Genomic DNA, 19,577 nt, shown 5'->3' on the forward strand with positions numbered 1-19,577 from the left:
GGAATTTTCTTCATGGTTAAAAAAATGATCATTGCCGTTCTTATTTTGTCCGGGCTGCTTCTCATTTCCTCTCCTCTCATGAAAGGCTGTTTGATCGCGTACCTCAGTAAAAGCCAAATTGAATCGGAATTGACCGCAGAACAGGCGCGAAAAAATAACATGAAAAAAGCGGACTATGAATTTGAATCCATTCATCCGCCCGGTTTCAGGGAAACAGTTCAGTCAAGTTTTAATCGCAAACCGAAACCGATAATCGGACGGATAACCATCAGCAGCATCGATTTAGACCTTCCGATTTTAAAAGGCACAACCAATGAAAACCTGCTGATCGGCGCGGCAACTATGCGTCCGGATCAGAAAATGGGCGAGGGAAACTACCCGTTGGCAGGCCACCATCTGAAGCAGGAGAACCTATTGTTCGGCCCTCTTTTACACATAAAAAAAGGTGCGCAAATCGTGATTACCGACTTTAGAAAAGACTATATTTATTCTGTAACATCAAAAACCATGATTTCAGAAATAGAAGCAAACGCAATTCAGGAGACAAAAGATAAAGAGATTACATTAATCACATGCGACAAGGCGGTAAGAACCGAAGGACGCCTGGCCGTCAAAGGAAAATTGATTGATATTTCCGGTCATTCAAATGTATCTCAGCCATCATAGAGAAACACTTTGTCAACTGAATATACGTCCGTTGTGAAACATCCCGAGACTGGCTCCTGTCAGTCTTTTTTTGCGCAGCGATTATAAAAAGTTCATCCTTCTTATCTCTCTTGAGGGAAATTATACCAGACTGCACTTTTTGAAAGAAATGACAAGAGAAAAAGATCACGAAAATTCTCAAAAATGAGAAATAAAGATTTAAAAAATGGTATGATTTTAGGAGGAAAGGACGGCTGGTGCTGTGTTGGAAGCGAAGCGGTTTTATGTCTCTCTGCAAATGAAAATCGCCGGATTAATTACGGCTTTATTAATACTTGTCATCGGAACGCTCACGGTTATATTTGCCTTTCAGCAATTAAAGGAAGGGCAGAAGCAGGCTGAACAGCTGGCGGTGCAAACGGCAAAAACCATTTCATATATGCCTCCCGTAAAAGAGGCGTTCCGGCTTGCGGATCAAGAGGCTTTTACAAAGTTAGACGTCATTGAACAAATGAAAGAACAGGCAGGCGCGCACGCCGTCTACATCACTGATCAAAAAGGGCATGTTGCATTTCATTCGGCCCGAAGCAGTATTCCGAAAGAAAATCAAAATCTGCAAAATAAAACCGTCATGTTCGGCGGGTCTCCGGTTTCCGACGGAATGAAGGCCGTCCGGGGAAGCGCCCCGGTTATTTTGGAGGAAAAAAATCATAACGAAGTCGTCGGAACGGTGACAGTCGAATTTCTACAAGATGAGATAGAAAAAGATATGAAGGCGCATTTGCGGCATTTAGGCTATTTTGCATGTTTGGTGTTTCTTATCGGCATTGGGGGAGCGGCGGCGCTCGCAAAAAGCATCCGTAAAGATACACTCGGCCTTGAACCGCATGAAATTGCAGCGCTGTACAGGGAACGCAATGCGATGCTCCTTGCGATGAAAGAAGGGATTATCGCCGTAAACAAAGAAGGCGCGGTAACCATGATGAATTTATCTGCGGCTGATATGCTGAATCTTCCGGAACCGATGATCGGAAGGCATATAAAAGAAATCATGCCGGGCGCAAAGCTCATGCCGGTGTTGGCAGGGGGAGAATTACCGCCGAACGTGGAGGTGCGTGCCGGAGATAAAGTATTTATCTTAAACGTGAAAGAAATGAAGCAGAACGGACAAGTATACGGAGCGGTGATCAGCTTCCGCGAAAAAACGGAGCTCAAGAAACTGATTAACAAGCTGACTGAAATGAAAAAATACTCGGAGGATCTCCGAGCGCAAACGCATGAATTCTCGAATAAGCTTTACGCGATACTCGGTCTGTTAGAGCTGGGAGAATATAATGAAGCCATTGAACTGATAAAAGAAGAGTACGCCATCCAGAATGAACAGCACGAAATCCTCTTTCAAAACATTCATTCACAGCGGGTTCAGGCCATACTATTAGGAAAAATGGGAAAGGCGTCTGAGAAGAAAGTGAAGCTTTCAATAGATGAAAACAGCTTTTTAGAATCGCTGCCGGAGCATGTGGGTTCATCCCAGCTCATTACGATCATCGGAAATCTTATTGATAACGCTTTCGAAGCCGTCGCCGAAAAAGAGAAAAAAGAGGTATCCTTTTTTATGACCGATATCGGCAGGGATATCGTCATCGAAGTGGCGGATTCAGGAGACGGCGTGCCTCAGGAAAAAACAGAAACGATATTTGAAAAGGGCTACTCTTCAAAGGGGACAAGGAGAGGATACGGCTTAGCCAATCTGAAAGAAGCCGTCAGTGAGTTGCAGGGATCGATAGAGATTTCGCAGCAAAAGAGCGGCGGTGCCGTATTTACGGTGTTTATACCGAAAGAAAGGCCAAAGGGGGAATCGGTGTGATTAACATCGCGATTGCAGAGGACGACTTTCGAATAGCGCAAATTCACGAAAAATTTATCGAACATCTTGATGGATTCAATGTCATCGGCAAAGCAATCAATGCCAAAGACACCATATCGCTGCTTGAGAAACGGCAGCCTGATCTGCTGCTTTTGGATATTTATATGCCGGATGAGCTGGGAACAGATCTGCTCCCGCTTATCCGCGGCCGTTTTCCTTCCGTTGATATCATCATTATTACGGCTTCTGCCGAAACAAGGCTGCTGCAGGAAGCGCTCAGATCAGGCGTTGCCCATTATGTCATAAAACCGGTGTCGGCACATAAATTTACAGAAGTGCTTTTGCAGTACCGTGAAAAAAGAGAATGGCTGCACTCACAGCCGGAGCTGAGCCAGTCCGTGATCGACATGTTTTTCGGAAGCGGTCAGAAAGAACAAAAACAGCACAATGATCTGCCGACCGGGATTAATTCGATTACGCTTCAAAAAATCAAAAACGCGCTCAGAACGGCCCAAAAAGGGATGACGGCTGAAGAACTGGGAGAAAAAATGGGTGCCTCCAGAACAACGGCGCGGCGCTACGCCGAGTTTCTCGTTTCTCGGGAAGAAGCGCTCGCTGAATTAGAGTACGGCATTATCGGCAGGCCGGAACGGAAATATTATTTAGCACATGAATAAGGGATGGGAGAAATGAAGCGGTTGGGAGTGCTTCTTGTCATGCTGGCGGCGCTGGTTTCTTTTGACGGGCGGCAGATGGCGGGCATCCGTTCAGCTGAAGGGCCGGTTGAAATTGTCGTCCCGGCGGCGCCTCAAGGGGGCTGGGACGTAACGGCAAAAGCTTTGCAATCGGTAATAGAGCGGAAGCAAATATTAGGCCGGCCCGTAAAGATCGTCTATAAACCCGGCGGAGGCGGAGACAGCGGCTGGAAATATGTAAACGAACGAAAAACGGATGTCATCAGTATGAATTCAAGCCTGCTGTTAAGCAATGAAATTTTGGGACAAAGCCGGCTGAAGGCAGCTGATTTTACGCCTTTGGCCATTATCGCAAAAGAGTGGCAGACCGTCGCTGTTCCGAAGGATTCAAAGATAAAAAGCGGAAAGCGGCTGCTCGACGATATTAAAGCACATCCGGGCGGCATAAAAATCGGATTTGCGCCCGGCCTCGGAAATGATGACCAGCTCTCCTTTGCGAGAGCGGCGGAAATGGCCGGAATTTCTCCGTTTGATATCCGCTTTTTTCAATACGGGAGCAGCAATGAAGTCATTGAAGCTCTTATCAGCCGCGAGATAGACGCCGCCTCAATGACCATTTCAGAAGCGAGAGGCGCCTATCGGAAAGGGAAAATCACATTGGCGGCCGTTACGTCGGACAAAAGGCTCTCCGGCTTCAGCGATGTGCCGACATGGAAAGAGCAGGGGGTGCCGTTTGTCTTTGCGCACTGGAGAGGCATCATGGGGCCGAAAGACATGACCGAAGGCGAGATCGCCTATTGGGATCAGGCTTTGAAACAGATTACTTCATCCGCGGAGTGGAAGCAAATGTTGAAAAAACGGGATTGGGAGAGCTTTTATAAAAACAGCAGCGGCGCAAAACGCTTTTTAGAAGAGCAGACCGAGTTCTATAAAGAGATGATGAGCAGCGAAAAATAAGCCTTCCGCATATTTGCGGAAGGCTTTTGGTTTATAAATGAACAAAATGAACGAAAAGGTTATAAAAAATTAAAAATCTTTAAAATCCAAAATATTTACTTCAATATCTAATTCTCATAAGATAGCAAAAAGGCGGATAAAGGGGATCGGGCCTTTAAAATGTAAGCGTATTCATGATGAGGGGGACATACTGTGTTAGCAATCTTAGGCTTTCTTATGATGCTTGTTTTTATGGTGCTGATTATGACAAAACGGCTTTCAGTGTTAACGGCGCTCGTATTAACGCCGATCGTGTTTGCGCTGATTGCCGGGTTTTCTTTTAACCGGGTCGGCGAGATGATGATCTCCGGTATTGAACAGGTGGCACCGATCGCAGTGATGATTATGTTTGCGATTCTTTATTTCGGCATTATGATTGATACCGGTTTATTTGATCCGATGGTGTCGCGTATTTTAAAGCTGGTTAAAGGCGACCCGCTCAAAATTGTAGTCGGAACAGCCGTTTTGACCATGCTTGTCGCACTGGACGGAGACGGCTCGACGACGTATATGATTACGACAAGCGCAATGCTGCCTTTGTATATCATGCTCGGAATCCGTCCGATTATTTTAGCGGGAATCGCCGGGGTCGGCATGGGTATCATGAACACGATTCCATGGGGCGGCGCGGCGCCGCGTGCGGCGAGTGCGCTCGGCGTTGATCCGGCAGAGCTGACGGGGCCGATGCTGCCTGTCATCGCCAGCGGAATGGTGTGTATGATTGTGGTCGCTTATGTACTCGGAAGGATGGAACGGAAACGGCTCGGGGTGATCGAATTAAAGCAGCCGTCCCATACAAATGAAACGGCTGCGGCTGCGGAAGATGAATGGAAGCGGCCGAAACTGTGGTGGTTCAATTTACTGTTAACGCTTTCTTTAGTGGGATTTTTAGTGTCAGGAAAAGTGAATTTAACCGTGCTGTTCATCATTGCGTTTTGTATCGCGCTGATTGTCAACTATCCGAAACTTAATGATCAAAGGGAGCGCATTTCAGCCCATTCGAGCAATGTGCTTGCGATCGGTTCGATGATTTTTGCCGCAGGCGTGTTTACCGGAATTTTAACGGGGACGAAGATGGTTGATGAAATGGCCATTTCCCTCGTATCGCTTATTCCGGAACAGATGGGAGGTTTTATTCCGGCGATTGTTGCCTTAACGAGCGGTATCTTTACGTTTCTGATGCCTAATGACGCCTATTTTTACGGCGTGCTGCCCATTTTATCTGAGACTGCCGTGGCGTACGGTGTAGATAAGGTGGAAATCGCCCGCGCTTCGATTATCGGCCAGCCGATTCATATGTTAAGCCCGCTCGTGCCGTCGACGCATTTATTAGTCGGGCTTGCCGGGGTCACCATTGATGAACACCAGAAATTTGCGATGAAATGGGCGGTTCTTGCCGTTATCGTCATGACGGCTTTTGCGCTCATCATCGGCGCAATCACGATTTTTTAACATAAAACACCCGGTTCGTCGCACACTAAAGGCATCAGAGGAGGTGCCATGATGAGTGATCCGTTTATGCCGCTTTTTTCAGTGAGAAGCGGCGCCGGTTTTAAAGCGGCGGACGGCGTTTACGGACTGACCGTGCAGATTGCGAATGTTTACTTTATCGAAAATCCCTCAGCTCCGCGGGAAATCATTCTGGTTGACGCGGGAATGCCTCAATCGTCGGAGATGATTACAAATGAAATGAAACGCCGGTTCAAAGAGGGGTATGAACTGAAGGCGGTCATTTTGACACACGGTCATTTTGATCATGTCGGTGCGATTGAAGAACTGCTTGAGCTTTGGAATGTACCGGTTTACATTCATGAAAAGGAGCTTCCGTACGTCACGGGGAAAGCGGATTATCCGCCTGCCAGGCCCGATGCAAAAAAAGGGCTTGTCGCAAAGCTGTCACCGCTGTTTCCGCGCCATACGATCCGCATTCCGTCCGTTCAGGCACTGCCTTCAGACGGTACCGTTCCGTTTCTTGAAGAATGGAAATGGGTGCATACGCCCGGTCACACACCCGGCCATATTTCATTATTCCGGGATAAAGACCGCGTGCTGCTTGCCGGTGATGCCGTGATCACTGTTGAACAGGAATCGCTTGCGGACGTTGTCATTCAAAAGCAAGAGCTTCACGGTCCGCCCGCCTATTTTACAGCGGATACGCAGACGGCGGCCGCATCCGTTCAGAAATTGGCGGAACTGGAGCCGGAAGCGCTTTTGACGGGTCACGGAATTCCGATGACGGGAAAAAACTACCGTGAGGATTTGCTTACACTGGCTGAAAAACTGCATTCCGTTTTGTAAAACACCTGCGAAAATCACAGGTGTTTTTTCTTCGCAGTTTCCAGTATGATACAAAAAAACCATTGTGTTCACACCTAAAAACGATACAATGGGAAACAGATGTAAATTGAAGGAGAGAGTTTTTTGAAACATACGGAAATACTTTGGGATGAGGCGAAGGATTTTATTGATGTCTGCTATCACGAACTCGGAATGGAATCGCAAATCAACGCGCGACTGCACGCGATAAAAGATGAGATAGATCGGACGGGAAGTTACGTCCATACGGCGGAAGAGCTTGAACACGGGGCGAAAATGGCGTGGCGCAACAGCAACCGCTGTATCGGGCGTCTGTTCTGGCAATCGCTGAACGTCATTGACCGGCGCAATGTGAACACGAAAGAAGAGGTGCGTGACGCATTATTTGAACATATTGAAATCGCCACGAACGGCGGAAAAATTAAACCGACGATTACGATTTTCCCTCCTGAGAAGAACGGGGAGAAACAAGTGGAAATCTGGAATCACCAGCTCATCCGCTATGCGGGATATGAGACTGAAAAAGGAAGAGTCGGTGATCCGGCATCATATGAGCTGACGGCTGTCTGCGAAAAACTCGGCTGGCGCGGGAAGCGGACCGAATTTGATATTCTGCCGCTGCTTTTCCGGATGAAAGGGGACGGGCAGCCGGTCTGGTATGACCTGCCTCAGACGCTCGTGAAAGAAGTGCCGATCACCCATCCGGATATTGAAGAGTTTGCCGATTTAAATCTCAGGTGGTACGGGGTTCCGATTATCGCCGATATGAGGCTTGAAATCGGCGGACTGTCGTACAACGCGGCGCCTTTTAACGGATGGTATATGGGAACTGAAATCGGCGCAAGGAACCTTGCTGACGAAAAGCGGTATGATATGCTCAAAAAAGCCGCTTCGGTCATGGGGATTTCCGCCAGCCTGAATACCGACCTGTGGAAAGATCAGGTGCTGGTGGAACTGAATAAGGCAGTGCTCTATTCATACAAAAAACACGGTGTCAGCATTGTCGATCACCATACGGCCGCGAATCAATTTAAACGCTTTGAAGAACAGGAACAAGACGCGGGCAGAAAGCTGACGGGCGACTGGACCTGGCTGATTCCGCCGATCTCGCCGGCTTCCACCCACATTTTCCATAAATCATATGACAATACGATTGTGAAGCCGAATTATTTTTATCAGGACAAGCCTTATCAGTAACTGATGGAAAAGGTGCGGTACCCTTTCAGACGGTGTGATTCTTCGATGGTTACGTTTGTGACATTTGAGAAGGGGCTGCCTTTTCTGACCGCTTCGGCAAATTGTTTTAACGACTCTTCAGGGCCTTCGGCAAGGATTTCCACCCGGCCGTCATCACGGTTTTTTACCCAGCCGGCTATCTTATGTCTGTCGGCTTCCATCTGGACGAAGTAGCGAAAACCTACGCCCTGAACCCGGCCGTCTGCAATCATATGATACTGAAGCATGGAAAAACCACCTTTTTCTTACTATGATAAAGGAAAGGTAGGATATTTCGCAAAGGATGTGAACGAGATGACGCAAGACTATTCTGTCTTATCTATCAATCTCGGAAAGCCCGCAATTCATGAATTTGCCGGCAGACAAATCAATTCAGGCATCATCAAGCGGCCCGCAGATTCTCCCGTCATGCTGTATAAAACCCATTTTGACGGGGACGGGCAGGCTGATCTGAAGCATCACGGAGGTCCCGATAAAGCGGTGTGCGTGTATCCCGCCGAGCATTATTCATATTGGGAAACAACGCTCGCGAGAAAACTTCCCGCCGCCGCGTTCGGAGAGAATGTAACGGTCAAAGGACTGGCCGAACAAGACGTGTGGATCGGCGACATCTTTCAGCTGGGTGAAGCCGTCGTTCAAGTAAGCCAGCCGCGCCAGCCCTGCGTCAAACTCGCGCTCAAATATGGCATCAAAGATATGGTGCTCCGTGTACAGCAGACGGGATTTACCGGCTTTTATTTCAGGGTGCTTGAAGAAGGATATGTCGATCCGCGTCCCGTCCTCAAGCGTCTGTCGAGAGGCAAAGAAAGCATTTCCGTCTGGTATGCGAACGAAGTGAAATACCGTGATTCAGACAATCTGTCAGCGATTGAAGAAATACTGCGGGAAGAAGCGCTGTCAGAAAGCTGGAGGGAGTCCTTCCTTAAAAAAAGGGACAAGCTCACTAATGTATAGAAAAAAAGCCGTGCTGCACTGACAGCACGGCTGATTTACGTTATGCTTGTTTCTTTGTTTCCAGCAGATTGGCAAGGAAGTACTTTTTGAAGCTTTGAAGCTTTCTTCCTTCATAGTGGGTAATTCCTTTTTTCTTTAACTCTTCTACATACCAGCCTTTACTGCCATAATGCATGTCAGAAAACTCCTTTCTCCGTTCTCCCGCTGGGGAGGTTTCTTCAGTTTTTGCCAAACTTTTGGCATTGTAACATCTATAAAAAGACGCTGAAAAGGGATAATGCAAAAACTGAGCCTTTCGATTCAGAGATGTAAAGCTTTCTTACATATATATGTAAAGGGCGGTCTTTTCATGCTTAATGGCCGGTTAATTTTAACAGCACCGTTCCGAGTGTCATGATTCCGAAAACGACGCCGAAATAAATCAGCATCCCCTTCTTTTTCTTCACCCCGTAAACGGTGAGAATGATGCTTTCAATAAAGAAAATAAACCCGAAGATAATAAACCACATGTTGAAAAATGGCTCCTTTCACAGAACATATGTCCAGTGTAGCACAACTCTTATAACGGAGCATAAAAAAGCCGGGCACTGTATCAGTGTCCGGCAAGTTTGACGAGAAGCTGGGCCAAATGCTGTTTTTCATTATCATCCGCGATGTCCCACAGTTCTTGTAAGAGTTTTTCTTCCGCATTGCGGGGCTCCTCGTGTTTGGCGAGATAGTCCCCGAGGATGGCGGCGCTTTTGATGATTTTGCTGTCATCCAGACCCAGTTTTTTTCCGGCGGAAATTTTCTGATGAAGGTACGCCTTAAATTCCTCGAAATCCTCTAAAATCTGCTGTTTCGTTACGCCGTGCATGGCGTGTATTTCGTTTTCGATTTTGATTTTTTCTTTATCTTTTTTCATGCGTCTCCCTCCTTCGGGTTAGTTGTTGTATACCTGTTCGGGAGGGAGATGAAACATTACAATGCAGTTAAAATAATCGGTTTGTCTTTTGTGATCACGATGGTGTGTTCCACTTGGGCGACAAGGCTTTTATCCGGCGTTTTATACGTCCAGCCGTCTCCCGCTTCAACAATCGTTTCCGCTTTCGTGGAAATAAACGGCTCAAGCGCGATCACGGTTCCGTTTTTAAACAGCGCGTTATCAAACGGATCGTAGTAATTCATGATGTGGTTCGGCGCTTCATGGAGGTTTCTGCCGATTCCGTGGCCCGTCAGCGTTTTAATGACGGTAAATCCGTTGGAGCGGGCTTCATGGTAGACGGCTCTGCCGATCTGGTTTTGACGTTTGCCGGCTTTTGCCTGATCCAATCCTTTCTGAAATGCGGATGCCGCGCAGTTACAAAGCTTTTGCAGACGTTCATCGCCTTCTCCGAGCACAAATGAAATGCCCGTATCGGAATAAAAACCGCCGAACTCCGCCGAAATATCGATATTGACAAGATCTCCGGCTTTTAAGATTTTAGAGGCGCTCGGAATGCCGTGAGCGACTTCGTCATTTACGCTGATGCATGTCACGCCCGGGAAATCGTATTCCTTCTCCGGAGCGGAAGCGGCTCCGTGCTCGTCAAGCACCGCCTTTCCGATCAGGTCAAGATCTTTCGTGCTCATGCCGGGCTCGGCTTTTTTCTTCATTTCTTCACGCGCCAGCGCGACGATTCTGCCGATTTTTTTAAGGCCTTCTAATTCTTGATCGTTCGTTACAATCATTGTCATTCCCGCTTTCTATTTTTAATCATCTGATTCAAGCTTACCACAACTGGTTTATAAATAGAAAACCAACAAGCCTTATGTGAATAAATGAAGGAAAATTGGTATAGATCACTAGATAACTTATGTGGTATATTTAAGAAAAAAGAAGGGGGATGGGTAAAATGCTTCAATTTTTGCAAAAACTCGGAAAGTCTTTTATGCTTCCGATTGCCGTTCTGCCCGCCGTTGGTATTATTTTGGCCATCGGCAGAGAGGACTTATTAAATATTCCGTTCATTTACGCGGCGGGGACCGCGGTATTTGATCATCTGCCGCTGATTTTCGCGATCGGAATCGCGATCGGGATTTCGAAAGACAGCAACGGGGCCGCCGCTCTGTCGGGAGCCATTTCTTATATCATGCTGGACGCGGCTGTAAAATCAATCAATTCGACAAATAATATGGCCGTTTTCGGAGGGATTATCGCGGGGTTAATTGCGGGATACACGTATAATCGCTTTAAGGATACGAAGCTGCCCGAATATCTCGGGTTTTTCAGCGGGCGCAGGCTCGTTCCGATTGTAACGGCGCTGATTACCATTATTTTGGCGGGTATCTTCGGATTTGTGTGGCCGCCGATTCAGTCGGTGATTACGTCCTTCGGGGAATGGATGATCGGGCTTGGCGGGATCGGCGCCGGGATTTACGGGATTTTTAACCGGCTTTTGATTCCATTCGGTCTTCATCATGTGCTGAATAATATTTTTTGGTTCCAGTTTGGCGATTTTCACGGAAAAACGGGAGATCTGGCCCGCTTCTTTGCGAAGGATCCGACGGCGGGGACTTATATGACGGGATTCTTCCCGATTATGATGTTCGGGCTTCCGGCCGCTTGTCTGGCAATGATTGCCGCAGCTAAGCCAAGTAAGCGCAAAGCGACGGCCGGAATGATGATCGGTCTCGCGCTGACGGCATTTATTACCGGAATTACAGAGCCGATTGAATTTGCATTTATGTTTTTATCACCGCTTTTGTACGGGGTTCATGCTATATTAACCGGGTTCTCTTTATTTATCGTGAATGTTCTCGGAATCAGGTCAGGTTTTTCATTCTCGGCGGGGGCGATCGATTATCTCCTCAGCTACGGCATTGCCGAAAAACCGCTTTTGCTGCTCGTTGTCGGGCTTTGTTATGCGGTGATCTATTTTGCCGTCTTTTATATGCTCATCAAAACGTTAAACTTGAAAACGCCGGGACGGGAAGATGATGAGGAAGAGGAAGAAGTGCTTAGTGAAGATACGGCCGGTTCCGTCGAAGAACATGCCATGCTCAAGGGGCTCGGCGGCAGGCAAAATCTCGAAACGATTGATCACTGTGCGACCCGCCTCAGGCTGACCGTGCAGGATACGTCTCTCATTAATGAGGCGGCGCTTAAAAAAGCGGGAGCAAAAGGGGTTATCAAAACGGGGAATAAAACGGCGCAGGTCATTATCGGGCCGAACGTCGAATTTGTCGCGGAAGAGCTGAGAGAGGCCGTCCGCCTTGACGATCAGAAGCAGACTTGAAAAATCCGGATCACCTATGTGATCCGGATTTTTTTTGAACATATATCAAGTTTCACATAATGTACAAAAAACAATGTTTCCTTCTATGTTAAGATTCATGTAGAACAAGTATGGAGATGATGTAAGGTGACATGGATTGCAGTTGTTTCAATTGTTGTCATAAGCCTGATTAAGATTGTGCTGACATGCCTTCCTACCGGAGCGGTGGAATGGATCCTCCGCAAGTTTGAAACCCATTCAAAGCTCAGTGACGAGTCCGCTGCCGTTTCCCTCGGCGGAAAACGTCTGGAAGGCGAAGACAAACGACGGGTGATTGATGATTTTAACGAAGCCGTGTTTATCGAACGGCATTATATATACCCAGGGGATGAAGAGCGTTATCTTCATCCGCAAAACGGAGCCGATCCGCTTGTCATTAAGACGAGAAAAGGAAAAAAAGATGTGACGGTGTTTGTATACAGCTACGAAGATCATGTAGATGTCGTCAAGCAGCAGAAAAAGAAAGTCGTCGCTTATTCAGTTCTTTCCGACAGCCTGCAAAAGCGCACTATGGCCGCCGCCGGGAGCTGAACATAAAAAAGCCAGATCATATCAATGATCTGGCTTTTGTTTATTCTTTTTGATCGTCTGCTGAGGATTCTTCACGCTTCGTATAATCGAATTGTGACGGATCCACTTTCTTGAAGCCTTTCGGCTGATAGAAACGAAGCAGATCGCCGTTGATGATCTTATCAGACATTTCAAGCTCAGTCTTGACGAGAGAGTCTTCTTTTTTGTCGACTTCTGAATCATCTAAAAGTCTTCCGGTTTTCGTATCGTAATACTTGCCGGACACTTTCGTATAGTTCGGCGAGATGAAGTCTCCGTTACGGAACGGAATGACTTCTCTGTGCTCTTTCGATAAGATATCAGAACCTGACATGAGATAATCTTTCGTATCGACGCCGAGCAGATGAAGAACGGTCGGCGCGACATCGACTTCACCGGCAAATTTATGATTGCGGCCGCCTTTCACGCCGGGAGCGTGGATAAAGAGCGGCACCCGCTGAAGCTGGGCATTGTCGTATTCATTAATCTCATCTTTGCCGAGCACTTTCGCCATCGCTTTATTATGGTTTTCGGAGATGCCGTAGTGGTCTCCGTACATCACGATAATCGACTTATCGTACAGGCCGTCTTTTTTCAGGTCATTAAAGAACTGTTCAATTGATTCATCCAGATAGTTCGCGGACTGGAAGTAATTATTGACGACTGAATCGCCAAAGTCTCCCGCCGGGAAGTCCGTGTCTTCTTTATCCATTCCGAACGGGAAGTGGTTGGACAGCGTAATGAACTTCGTATAGAACGGCTGCGGCAGGCTCTTTAAGAGCGGCATGGATTCTTTGAAATACGGTTTGTCTTTCATGCCGTAGTTTTTCGTATTTTCTTCGCTCATGTCATAATAAGCGGAATCGAAAAACTTATCGATGCCTTCCGATTTGTACATTTCGTTACGGTTCCAGAAAGTCTGCGTATTTCCGTGGAAAGCGGCAGACGTGTACTTTTTGCCTTTTAAGATCGCAGGAACGGACTGCAGCGTGTTTTGCGCTTTATTGACGAAAACCGAACCTTGCGAAAGCGGGTACAGAGAGTTCTCCATCATAAATTCCGCATCAGATGTTTTACCTTGTCCCGTTTGGTGGAAAAAGTTATCAAAGTAGAATGTTTGATTATCGTGCGCCAGTTTGTTTAAAAACGGCGTCACTTCCTTGCCGTTAATTTTGTAATCAATGATAAAGGACTGCAGAGACTCTAATGAGACGTAGATGACGTTTTTTCCTTCGGCTTTTCCGAAGTAGACGTTATTCGGCACGTCATAGTTGGCCTTCATATAGTTTTCCACATCCGTTACATCGCTTGAATCGGCAAGCGCGCGCTGGCTGTTTGATTTCACATTCTGCACGGCATCGTAAATCGTAAAGTTGTACGTGCCCAAGTATTTCACCAGATAGTTTCGGTCAAATGAGCGTGTCAAAAGCTCGGGACGGTCGGATTCCGCGACGGCGAGGTTGATCAGGAACACAAGCACGGCGGAAGCCAAAACGATTCTGAATGATTTCTTCGCCGGTTTTTCAGCCGTTTTTTTCATCTTAAGGGCCAAAATAATCAAAATGACGGTATCCAGGAAGTAGAAGGCGTCTGTCCATCTCATTAACGAGAACGCGCTGTCTCCGAGCTGGCCGCCGTTTGTCTTTGCCTGCATCATGACCGGGATGGTAATGAAATCATTAAAGAATCTATAATAGACGATGTTTGCAAAAAGCAAAAAAGACAATAAAAAATGAATCACAATAATGGCTGTCTGCTGTAATTTCTTCTTGAAAAGAAGCCCAAATCCAAGAAAGAACAAGCTGGAGCTCAGCGGATTCACAAAAAGCAATATTTTCTGGATCGTGTTGTCTATGCCGAGGTTAAAGTTTAAAATATAAGCGACATATGTTTTCACCCACAATAACACGACCGCTATCAAGAAGAAGGCAAGTCCTCTTTCTTTTATAAATGTTTTCATTGTTACACTCCTTTTTTCCGATCACGGTTTACACGGAACGATAGAAAAAACGAACGTAATCAATATACCATGAAACCAGCAAATAGAAAAGGTGGAAAAGGCTCATCGGAAAAAGGGCGAAAAACGCTGTCGCAGCGGCGGTTGATCTGTTGAATGACAGCTTTAAAAAACACAAATGGCACAAACTGGGATGTGAATTTCCGTATGATCACACCCGATTCTATTGAAGAAAGAGGTGAACAGTGATGGATATTGCGCATATCGTGGCTGAAGATAAAATCAAGCGCGCCATTAAGGATGGAGAGTTCGCCGGCATCAATGGAATGGGAAAGCCCCTGCCGAAAGACGATGCCGCACATCTTCCGGAGTCGCTCAGAATGGGCTACCGCATATTAAAAAACGCCGGAATCGCCGAGGATGAGGGCGCGCTGAAGAAAGAGCTGATGACGCTCGATTATTTGATCGCCAAGTGCCGCAATGAACAGGAGCGGGATCACCTGCGGAACAAACGGACGGAAAAACAAGTCAGACTCGACAAACTGACGGAGGAGAAAGCCATGTTCTCAAAACCCGCATCTTCTCATTATAAGGAGAAAGTATACAGACGGCTGGGCCGCCCGTAAGCCGGCTCTTTATATTTTTTTCTGAAAAGGAATGTGCTCCATAAGGCGCGGGTAGGAAATGTGGAGCAGGCCGTTTACGCACTGCGCCTGTAACAGGTGGGGCTCAGCCGGTTCAGGAAGCTCAATCGTCTCATCGATTTCCCCGTAATACCGGTTTTGGCAGACGCCCATGTTCTTCGGAAAAAGGGGTGTGATGTTTCCTCTTATATGCAGCCGTGTTCTTGACAGCAGCCTCAATGTCAATTCTTCTTCGTAAACGCCGGGCATTTCCACAATGACAAATGTGTGCTGTTCATCCTGATAAATATCATAAGTCAGGGTGTTTTTTTGTAAGGAGAAAAAATCTTCGGGAGATTTCCGTTTCAGGACATTGGTCCAAAAGTCGCTGGGCTTGTGCTCGTTCGTAATCTCAAGCCACTTTCTCATTTTTTCGATATCCACTTCGGCAGAACCTCCCTATATTTGATTTGCGATCGGCATTGACGGGTTGGCGATCTGATCCTGATCGCTCACGTCAGGGTCAAGATGGCCCGAATTCAAACATCCGGCGGCCGGCGAAAAATCCCCTAAAGAAAAGTTCGCGCCGACAAATTTGCTGTTGGCGGTGTGGCTGTTTTGTACGGTCTGACCGATATCGACGTTTCCGTTTTGCGTTGCTCCGTTTACTTTTATATTGACGACGTTAATTTGGTAAGGCATTCATAAAAACCCCTTTAATCTATAATGGGCGGCACCGGCGTAATATTTGCGGTATCTGCGGTTCCGATGGCTGTCTGGTCGTTGACATCAGGATCATTTAACAAGTTCTCCATCATCGATTCTATAGGTGACGTATCGCCGAATGAAGAGTTCAGTCCTTGTGATTTGTTATTTGTGGTGGGACTGTTGTATGCCGCTTCCCCAATCGTAATAGATCCGTTGCCAGAAATACTGTTAATCTTCAAATAGTACAGGTTGATAACAGTGGATGGCATCTCTTCACACCTCTTTAACTTAGTTGTACAGTACTGTATGCTTTTTGTGCTCCTGTTGTGAATTCCGCCCGGACATGTTCCCGACCAAACAAGAAGTCAAGGCCCGGTTCCGGCGGGGCTTTTTTTGTTTCAGGGTCTTTCGCAGTATATTTGTGATGAAAGCGCTATAAAAATAGATTGACGACATGTATATACATCATTACAATAGAGTCATAAACATGTATATACAAGTTTTTTGAGACAAAATGAAAACGGTTACGGAGGGGTTGGCATGGGTGAGTTTAACCGGGCTGCGCGGCAGATCGCTGAAGCTGTCGGCGGAATCGAAAATATTGAGGCGGCGACTCATTGTGTGACGCGTTTGCGGTTTGCATTAATAGATGAAACCAAGGTAAACCAAAAAATGCTTGATGCAATAGACATTGTCAAAGGATCTTTTGCGGTAAACGGGCAGTTTCAAGTCGTGATCGGGCAGGGGACGGTCAACAAAGTATATGCGGAATTAGTGAAGGAAACGGGGATCGGGGAAGCGTCCAAGGATGACGTGAAGAAGGCGGCATCGCAAAACATGAATCCTTTACAGCGTGCTGTGAAAACGCTTGCGGACATCTTTATTCCGATCTTGCCGGCGATCGTCACGGCCGGGCTTTTAATGGGTCTGAACAATATCTTAACGGCGGAAGGCATTTTTTACAGCACGAAATCGATTGTTCAAGTGTATCCGCAATGGGCGGATCTTGCCAATATGATTAATCTGATCGCGGGGACGGCCTTCGCTTTTCTGCCGGCTTTAATCGGCTGGTCGGCAGTGAAGCGGTTCGGAGGAAGCCCGCTTTTGGGCATCGTGCTCGGGCTGATGCTGGTGCATCCTGATCTGTTAAACGCATGGGGCTACGGGGCCGCCGAGCAGAGCGGCGATATTCCGGTGTGGAACTTGTTCGGCCTTGAGGTGCAGAAAGTCGGGTATCAAGGTCAGGTGCTCCCGATTCTGCTGGCGTCTTATTTACTTGCCAGGCTTGAGCTCTTTTTGACGAAACGGACGCCGGAGGGCATTCAGCTGTTAGTCGTCGCGCCGGTGACGCTTTTGGTCATCGGTTTTCTATCCTTTGTTATCATCGGTCCGATCACCTTTGCGATCGGTAACGCGCTGACGGCGGGATTGATTGCCGTTTTCGGCCAATTCTCCGCCATCGGAGGCCTGCTGTACGGAGGGCTGTATTCGGCGCTTGTCATCACGGGGATGCATCATACGTTTCTCGCGGTCGATCTTCAATTAATCGGATCAAAGCTCGGCGGCACATTTTTATGGCCGATGCTCGCATTATCAAATATCGCTCAAGGATCGGCGGCTCTGGCCATGATGCTCATTACAAAAGATAAAAAACAGCGGGGGCTTTCACTGACGGCCGGCATTTCCGCATATTTGGGCATTACCGAGCCGGCGATTTTCGGCGTGAATCTGCGTTACAAATTTCCGTTTGTGATCGCCATGATCAGCTCGGGGATTGCGGGGATGTTCATCTCCGTCAAAGGCGTTCTCGCAAGCTCGGTCGGAGTCGGCGGCGTCCCGGGGATCTTCTCCATTATGAGCCGGTACTGGGGTCCGTTTGCGATCGGAATGCTGATCGTGCTGATACTCCCGTTTGCGGGAACATACGGGTATGCGCGGCTGAAACGGCAAAAATAGAAAACCTGCGGGGCGCCTTCTAACAGGCTGTCCCTTTTCCCTTTCCATTCAAAACAATACAGGCGGTGAAGAAAAATGAAAACAGACAGCACACCATGGTGGAAAAAGGCAGCGGTATATCAAATTTATCCGAAGAGCTTTAATGATACGACGGGAAACGGGATCGGTGATCTGAACGGTATTATCGAGAAGCTTGATTATTTGCAGAAGCTTTTGATTGATGTCATTTGGCTTACGCCGATTTACGATTCGCCGCAGAATGACAACGGTTATGACATTCGCGATTACTGCACCATTTATGAAGAATACGGAACGATGGAGGATTTTGAACGCCTCCTCGATGAAGCGCACAAAAGAGGAATCAAGGTCGTCATGGATCTTGTCGTAAACCATACATCAGTCGAGCATCAATGGTTCAAAGAAGCGGTCTCGTCACCCGACAGTCCGTATCGGGATTTTTACATTTGGAAAGACGGAAAGGAAGACGGCCGGGCGCCGAACAACTGGGAATCAAAATTCGGCGGTTCCGCTTGGGAGCTCGACCCGGCCTCAGGCCAGCACTATCTGCATTTATTCGATGTGTCGCAGGCCGATTTGAACTGGGAAAATGAAGAGATGAGAAAACAGGTTTACGACATGATGCATTTTTGGTTCCGAAAAGGGATCGACGGCTTCCGGCTGGATGTGATCAACCTCATTTCTAAAGACCAATCGTTTCCTGATGCCGAGGATGGTCGTGACGGGCGCCCTTATTATACGGACGGGCCGCGCGTGCACGAATTTCTTCATGAGATGAACCGGGAAGTTTTTTCGAAATATGACAGCATGACGGTCGGTGAAATGTCCTCGACAACGGCTGACCACTGCATCCGGTACACAAACCCTGAAAATAAAGAACTCGATATGACCTTTAACTTTCATCATTTAAAAGTGGATTATCCGAATGGTGAAAAATGGGCGCTCGCTCCGTTTGATTTTCTGAAGCTGAAACGGATTTTAGCGTTTTGGCAGACGGAGATGCAAAACGGCGGAGGCTGGAACGCATTATTCTGGTGCAACCATGACCAGCCGCGGGCCGTATCCAGATACGGAGACGACGGCGTATACCGGACGAAATCAGCCAAAATGCTGGCGGCGGCCATTCATATGATGCAGGGCACGCCTTACATTTATCAAGGTGAGGAGATCGGCATGGGCAATCCGAAGTTCGATGACATCGGCTCATACCGCGATGTCGAATCACTGAACATTTACAAAAAGATGAAGGAAGAAGGCGTGTCAGAAAAAGACATTATCGCCATTTTAAAAGAGAAATCAAGAGACAATGCAAGAACCCCCGTTCAATGGAACTGCGGGCCGAACGGCGGCTTCACGACGGGAACGCCTTGGATTCCGGCGGCGGATGATTATCGGGACATTAACGCGGAAGCGGCTTTGCGGGACCCGGATTCAATTTTCTACCATTATCAGAAGCTCATCAAGCTCAGAAAGGAATATGACATCGTGACTGAAGGAACGTTTGAGCTGCTTGCTGAAGATGATCCGGCGGTTCTGGCGTACGTCAGACACGGCAAGGATGAAAAACTTCTGTGCATCAACAACTTCTACGGGAAAGAAGCGGACTTTACGGTTCCGCTTAAAGACACGGACGGCTGGCGGTTTACGGTGCTGCTGACGAATGATGAACCGAGGGAAGGGCGGCCGGAACGATTGACGCTCCGTCCGTATGAATCGATCGTTTATCATCTGACAAAAGCGTGATACACTAATCTGGGTGGT

General features: G+C 47.4%; 22 protein-coding genes. 13 read left to right on the plus strand and 9 right to left on the minus strand.

Annotated features, from left to right (window positions below; translation table 11 throughout):
- Nucleotides 1-12: 12 nt before the first annotated feature.
- The 7 genes from HAP68_RS03505 to nosA all read left to right on the plus strand — a co-directional run bounded on the left by HAP68_RS03505 (nt 13) and on the right by nosA (nt 7,716).
- Nucleotides 13-666: a class A sortase gene (locus tag HAP68_RS03505; RefSeq protein WP_024085002.1), complete on the plus strand. Its 654-nt coding sequence runs from the start codon at nt 13-15 to the stop codon at nt 664-666.
- Nucleotides 667-907: 241 nt separating this feature from the next.
- Nucleotides 908-2,512, plus strand: coding sequence for a sensor histidine kinase (locus HAP68_RS03510; RefSeq protein WP_024085003.1), 1,605 nt, complete (start codon nt 908-910; stop codon nt 2,510-2,512).
- Entirely contained in the window at nt 2,509-3,189 is a 681-nt protein-coding gene (locus tag HAP68_RS03515) for a response regulator (protein ID WP_015388549.1), read from the plus strand. Before HAP68_RS03510 ends, HAP68_RS03515 begins: the two co-directional genes overlap by 4 nt.
- A gap of 12 nt (nt 3,190-3,201) precedes the next feature.
- Nucleotides 3,202-4,164 (plus strand): tripartite tricarboxylate transporter substrate binding protein, encoded by a 963-nt coding sequence (locus HAP68_RS03520; RefSeq protein WP_024085004.1) that lies wholly within the window; start codon nt 3,202-3,204, stop codon nt 4,162-4,164.
- Nucleotides 4,165-4,356: 192 nt separating this feature from the next.
- The gene (citM, locus tag HAP68_RS03525) at nt 4,357-5,655 is read left to right on the plus strand and encodes an Mg(2+)/citrate complex secondary transporter CitM (RefSeq protein WP_014304607.1); all 1,299 of its coding nucleotides are present in this window, start codon (nt 4,357-4,359) and stop codon (nt 5,653-5,655) included.
- Between the two features lie 51 nt (nt 5,656-5,706).
- Nucleotides 5,707-6,501, plus strand: a complete 795-nt coding sequence (locus HAP68_RS03530; protein ID WP_003155613.1) for an MBL fold metallo-hydrolase — start codon at nt 5,707-5,709, stop codon at nt 6,499-6,501.
- Between the two features lie 123 nt (nt 6,502-6,624).
- On the plus strand, nt 6,625-7,716 hold the full coding sequence (nosA, locus tag HAP68_RS03535; protein WP_024085005.1) for a nitric oxide synthase: 1,092 nt from the start codon (nt 6,625-6,627) through the stop codon (nt 7,714-7,716).
- On the opposite strand, the gene HAP68_RS03540 is transcribed toward nosA, so the two are convergent.
- Nucleotides 7,710-7,982 carry an acylphosphatase gene (locus tag HAP68_RS03540; protein ID WP_003155611.1) on the minus strand — a complete coding sequence of 91 codons (273 nt, stop codon included), beginning with the start codon at nt 7,980-7,982 and terminating at the stop codon, nt 7,710-7,712. The two genes, nosA and HAP68_RS03540, sit on opposite strands and share 7 nt — an antisense overlap.
- 67 nt (nt 7,983-8,049) lie before the next feature.
- Here HAP68_RS03540 and HAP68_RS03545 point away from each other — a divergent pair, with 67 nt between their 5' ends.
- Nucleotides 8,050-8,709, plus strand: a complete 660-nt coding sequence (locus HAP68_RS03545) for an MOSC domain-containing protein (protein WP_024085006.1) — start codon at nt 8,050-8,052, stop codon at nt 8,707-8,709.
- A 40-nt stretch (nt 8,710-8,749) separates the two neighbouring features.
- Here HAP68_RS03545 and HAP68_RS03550 read toward each other — a convergent pair whose 3' ends face one another.
- The 4 genes from HAP68_RS03550 to map all read right to left on the minus strand — a co-directional run bounded on the left by HAP68_RS03550 (nt 8,750) and on the right by map (nt 10,419).
- Nucleotides 8,750-8,884 (minus strand): YflJ family protein, encoded by a 135-nt coding sequence (locus HAP68_RS03550; RefSeq protein ID WP_003155609.1) that lies wholly within the window; start codon nt 8,882-8,884, stop codon nt 8,750-8,752.
- Nucleotides 8,885-9,062: 178 nt separating this feature from the next.
- Complete coding sequence (locus HAP68_RS03555; RefSeq protein ID WP_003155608.1) at nt 9,063-9,218, minus strand: hypothetical protein; 156 nt, start codon at nt 9,216-9,218, stop codon at nt 9,063-9,065.
- A gap of 83 nt (nt 9,219-9,301) precedes the next feature.
- Nucleotides 9,302-9,613, minus strand: a complete 312-nt coding sequence (locus HAP68_RS03560; protein WP_003155607.1) for a DUF3243 domain-containing protein — start codon at nt 9,611-9,613, stop codon at nt 9,302-9,304.
- 56 nt (nt 9,614-9,669) lie between these two features.
- Complete coding sequence (map, locus tag HAP68_RS03565; RefSeq protein ID WP_003155605.1) at nt 9,670-10,419, minus strand: type I methionyl aminopeptidase; 750 nt, start codon at nt 10,417-10,419, stop codon at nt 9,670-9,672.
- Nucleotides 10,420-10,583: 164 nt separating this feature from the next.
- Here map and nagE point away from each other — a divergent pair, with 164 nt between their 5' ends.
- Complete coding sequence (nagE, locus tag HAP68_RS03570) at nt 10,584-11,966, plus strand: N-acetylglucosamine-specific PTS transporter subunit IIBC (RefSeq protein WP_015388547.1); 1,383 nt, start codon at nt 10,584-10,586, stop codon at nt 11,964-11,966.
- A gap of 126 nt (nt 11,967-12,092) precedes the next feature.
- Nucleotides 12,093-12,536 carry a YfmQ family protein gene (locus HAP68_RS03575; RefSeq protein WP_003155601.1) on the plus strand — a complete coding sequence of 148 codons (444 nt, stop codon included), beginning with the start codon at nt 12,093-12,095 and terminating at the stop codon, nt 12,534-12,536.
- A 40-nt stretch (nt 12,537-12,576) separates the two neighbouring features.
- Here the strand turns inward: HAP68_RS03575 and ltaS are convergent, their stop codons facing one another.
- Nucleotides 12,577-14,514 (minus strand): lipoteichoic acid synthase, encoded by a 1,938-nt coding sequence (gene ltaS, locus HAP68_RS03580; protein WP_024085007.1) that lies wholly within the window; start codon nt 14,512-14,514, stop codon nt 12,577-12,579.
- Nucleotides 14,515-14,759: 245 nt separating this feature from the next.
- Between ltaS and HAP68_RS03585 the strand changes: the two genes are divergently transcribed.
- Nucleotides 14,760-15,137 carry a DnaJ family domain-containing protein gene (locus HAP68_RS03585; RefSeq protein WP_003155597.1) on the plus strand — a complete coding sequence of 126 codons (378 nt, stop codon included), beginning with the start codon at nt 14,760-14,762 and terminating at the stop codon, nt 15,135-15,137.
- 9 nt (nt 15,138-15,146) lie between these two features.
- Here the strand turns inward: HAP68_RS03585 and HAP68_RS03590 are convergent, their stop codons facing one another.
- From HAP68_RS03590 to HAP68_RS03600, 3 genes are read right to left on the minus strand one after another with little or no spacing between them, the layout of a single operon-like run.
- Nucleotides 15,147-15,578, minus strand: coding sequence for an Hsp20/alpha crystallin family protein (locus HAP68_RS03590; RefSeq protein ID WP_003155596.1), 432 nt, complete (start codon nt 15,576-15,578; stop codon nt 15,147-15,149).
- A gap of 15 nt (nt 15,579-15,593) precedes the next feature.
- Nucleotides 15,594-15,836 (minus strand): spore germination protein, encoded by a 243-nt coding sequence (locus HAP68_RS03595; protein ID WP_003155595.1) that lies wholly within the window; start codon nt 15,834-15,836, stop codon nt 15,594-15,596.
- A 14-nt stretch (nt 15,837-15,850) separates the two neighbouring features.
- Nucleotides 15,851-16,111 (minus strand): spore germination protein, encoded by a 261-nt coding sequence (locus tag HAP68_RS03600; RefSeq protein ID WP_007408496.1) that lies wholly within the window; start codon nt 16,109-16,111, stop codon nt 15,851-15,853.
- 271 nt (nt 16,112-16,382) lie between these two features.
- Here HAP68_RS03600 and treP point away from each other — a divergent pair, with 271 nt between their 5' ends.
- Both treP and treC read left to right on the plus strand, forming a co-directional pair.
- Nucleotides 16,383-17,798 carry a PTS system trehalose-specific EIIBC component gene (gene treP, locus HAP68_RS03605; protein ID WP_003155593.1) on the plus strand — a complete coding sequence of 472 codons (1,416 nt, stop codon included), beginning with the start codon at nt 16,383-16,385 and terminating at the stop codon, nt 17,796-17,798.
- 75 nt (nt 17,799-17,873) lie between these two features.
- Nucleotides 17,874-19,559 (plus strand): alpha,alpha-phosphotrehalase, encoded by a 1,686-nt coding sequence (gene treC / locus HAP68_RS03610; protein ID WP_014304612.1) that lies wholly within the window; start codon nt 17,874-17,876, stop codon nt 19,557-19,559.
- Nucleotides 19,560-19,577 lie beyond the last annotated feature (18 nt).

Source organism: Bacillus sp. Bvel1, from assembly GCF_014872755.1.
GTDB classification, from domain to species: domain Bacteria; phylum Bacillota; class Bacilli; order Bacillales; family Bacillaceae; genus Bacillus; species Bacillus velezensis.

Coding starts and splice junctions, on each gene's coding strand:
- HAP68_RS03505 (WP_024085002.1), top strand. CDS start 13: ATGGTTAAAAAAATGATCATTGCCGTTCTTATTTTGTCCGGGCTGCTT.
- HAP68_RS03520 (WP_024085004.1), top strand. CDS start 3,202: ATGAAGCGGTTGGGAGTGCTTCTTGTCATGCTGGCGGCGCTGGTTTCT.
- HAP68_RS03530 (WP_003155613.1), top strand. CDS start 5,707: ATGAGTGATCCGTTTATGCCGCTTTTTTCAGTGAGAAGCGGCGCCGGT.
- HAP68_RS03540 (WP_003155611.1), bottom strand. CDS start 7,982: ATGCTTCAGTATCATATGATTGCAGACGGCCGGGTTCAGGGCGTAGGT.
- HAP68_RS03545 (WP_024085006.1), top strand. CDS start 8,050: ATGACGCAAGACTATTCTGTCTTATCTATCAATCTCGGAAAGCCCGCA.
- HAP68_RS03550 (WP_003155609.1), bottom strand. CDS start 8,884: ATGCATTATGGCAGTAAAGGCTGGTATGTAGAAGAGTTAAAGAAAAAA.
- HAP68_RS03555 (WP_003155608.1), bottom strand. CDS start 9,218: ATGTGGTTTATTATCTTCGGGTTTATTTTCTTTATTGAAAGCATCATT.
- HAP68_RS03560 (WP_003155607.1), bottom strand. CDS start 9,613: ATGAAAAAAGATAAAGAAAAAATCAAAATCGAAAACGAAATACACGCC.
- map (WP_003155605.1), bottom strand. CDS start 10,419: ATGATTGTAACGAACGATCAAGAATTAGAAGGCCTTAAAAAAATCGGC.
- nagE (WP_015388547.1), top strand. CDS start 10,584: ATGCTTCAATTTTTGCAAAAACTCGGAAAGTCTTTTATGCTTCCGATT.
- ltaS (WP_024085007.1), bottom strand. CDS start 14,514: ATGAAAACATTTATAAAAGAAAGAGGACTTGCCTTCTTCTTGATAGCG.
- HAP68_RS03585 (WP_003155597.1), top strand. CDS start 14,760: ATGGATATTGCGCATATCGTGGCTGAAGATAAAATCAAGCGCGCCATT.
- HAP68_RS03595 (WP_003155595.1), bottom strand. CDS start 15,836: ATGCCTTACCAAATTAACGTCGTCAATATAAAAGTAAACGGAGCAACG.
- HAP68_RS03600 (WP_007408496.1), bottom strand. CDS start 16,111: ATGCCATCCACTGTTATCAACCTGTACTATTTGAAGATTAACAGTATT.
- treP (WP_003155593.1), top strand. CDS start 16,383: ATGGGTGAGTTTAACCGGGCTGCGCGGCAGATCGCTGAAGCTGTCGGC.
- treC (WP_014304612.1), top strand. CDS start 17,874: ATGAAAACAGACAGCACACCATGGTGGAAAAAGGCAGCGGTATATCAA.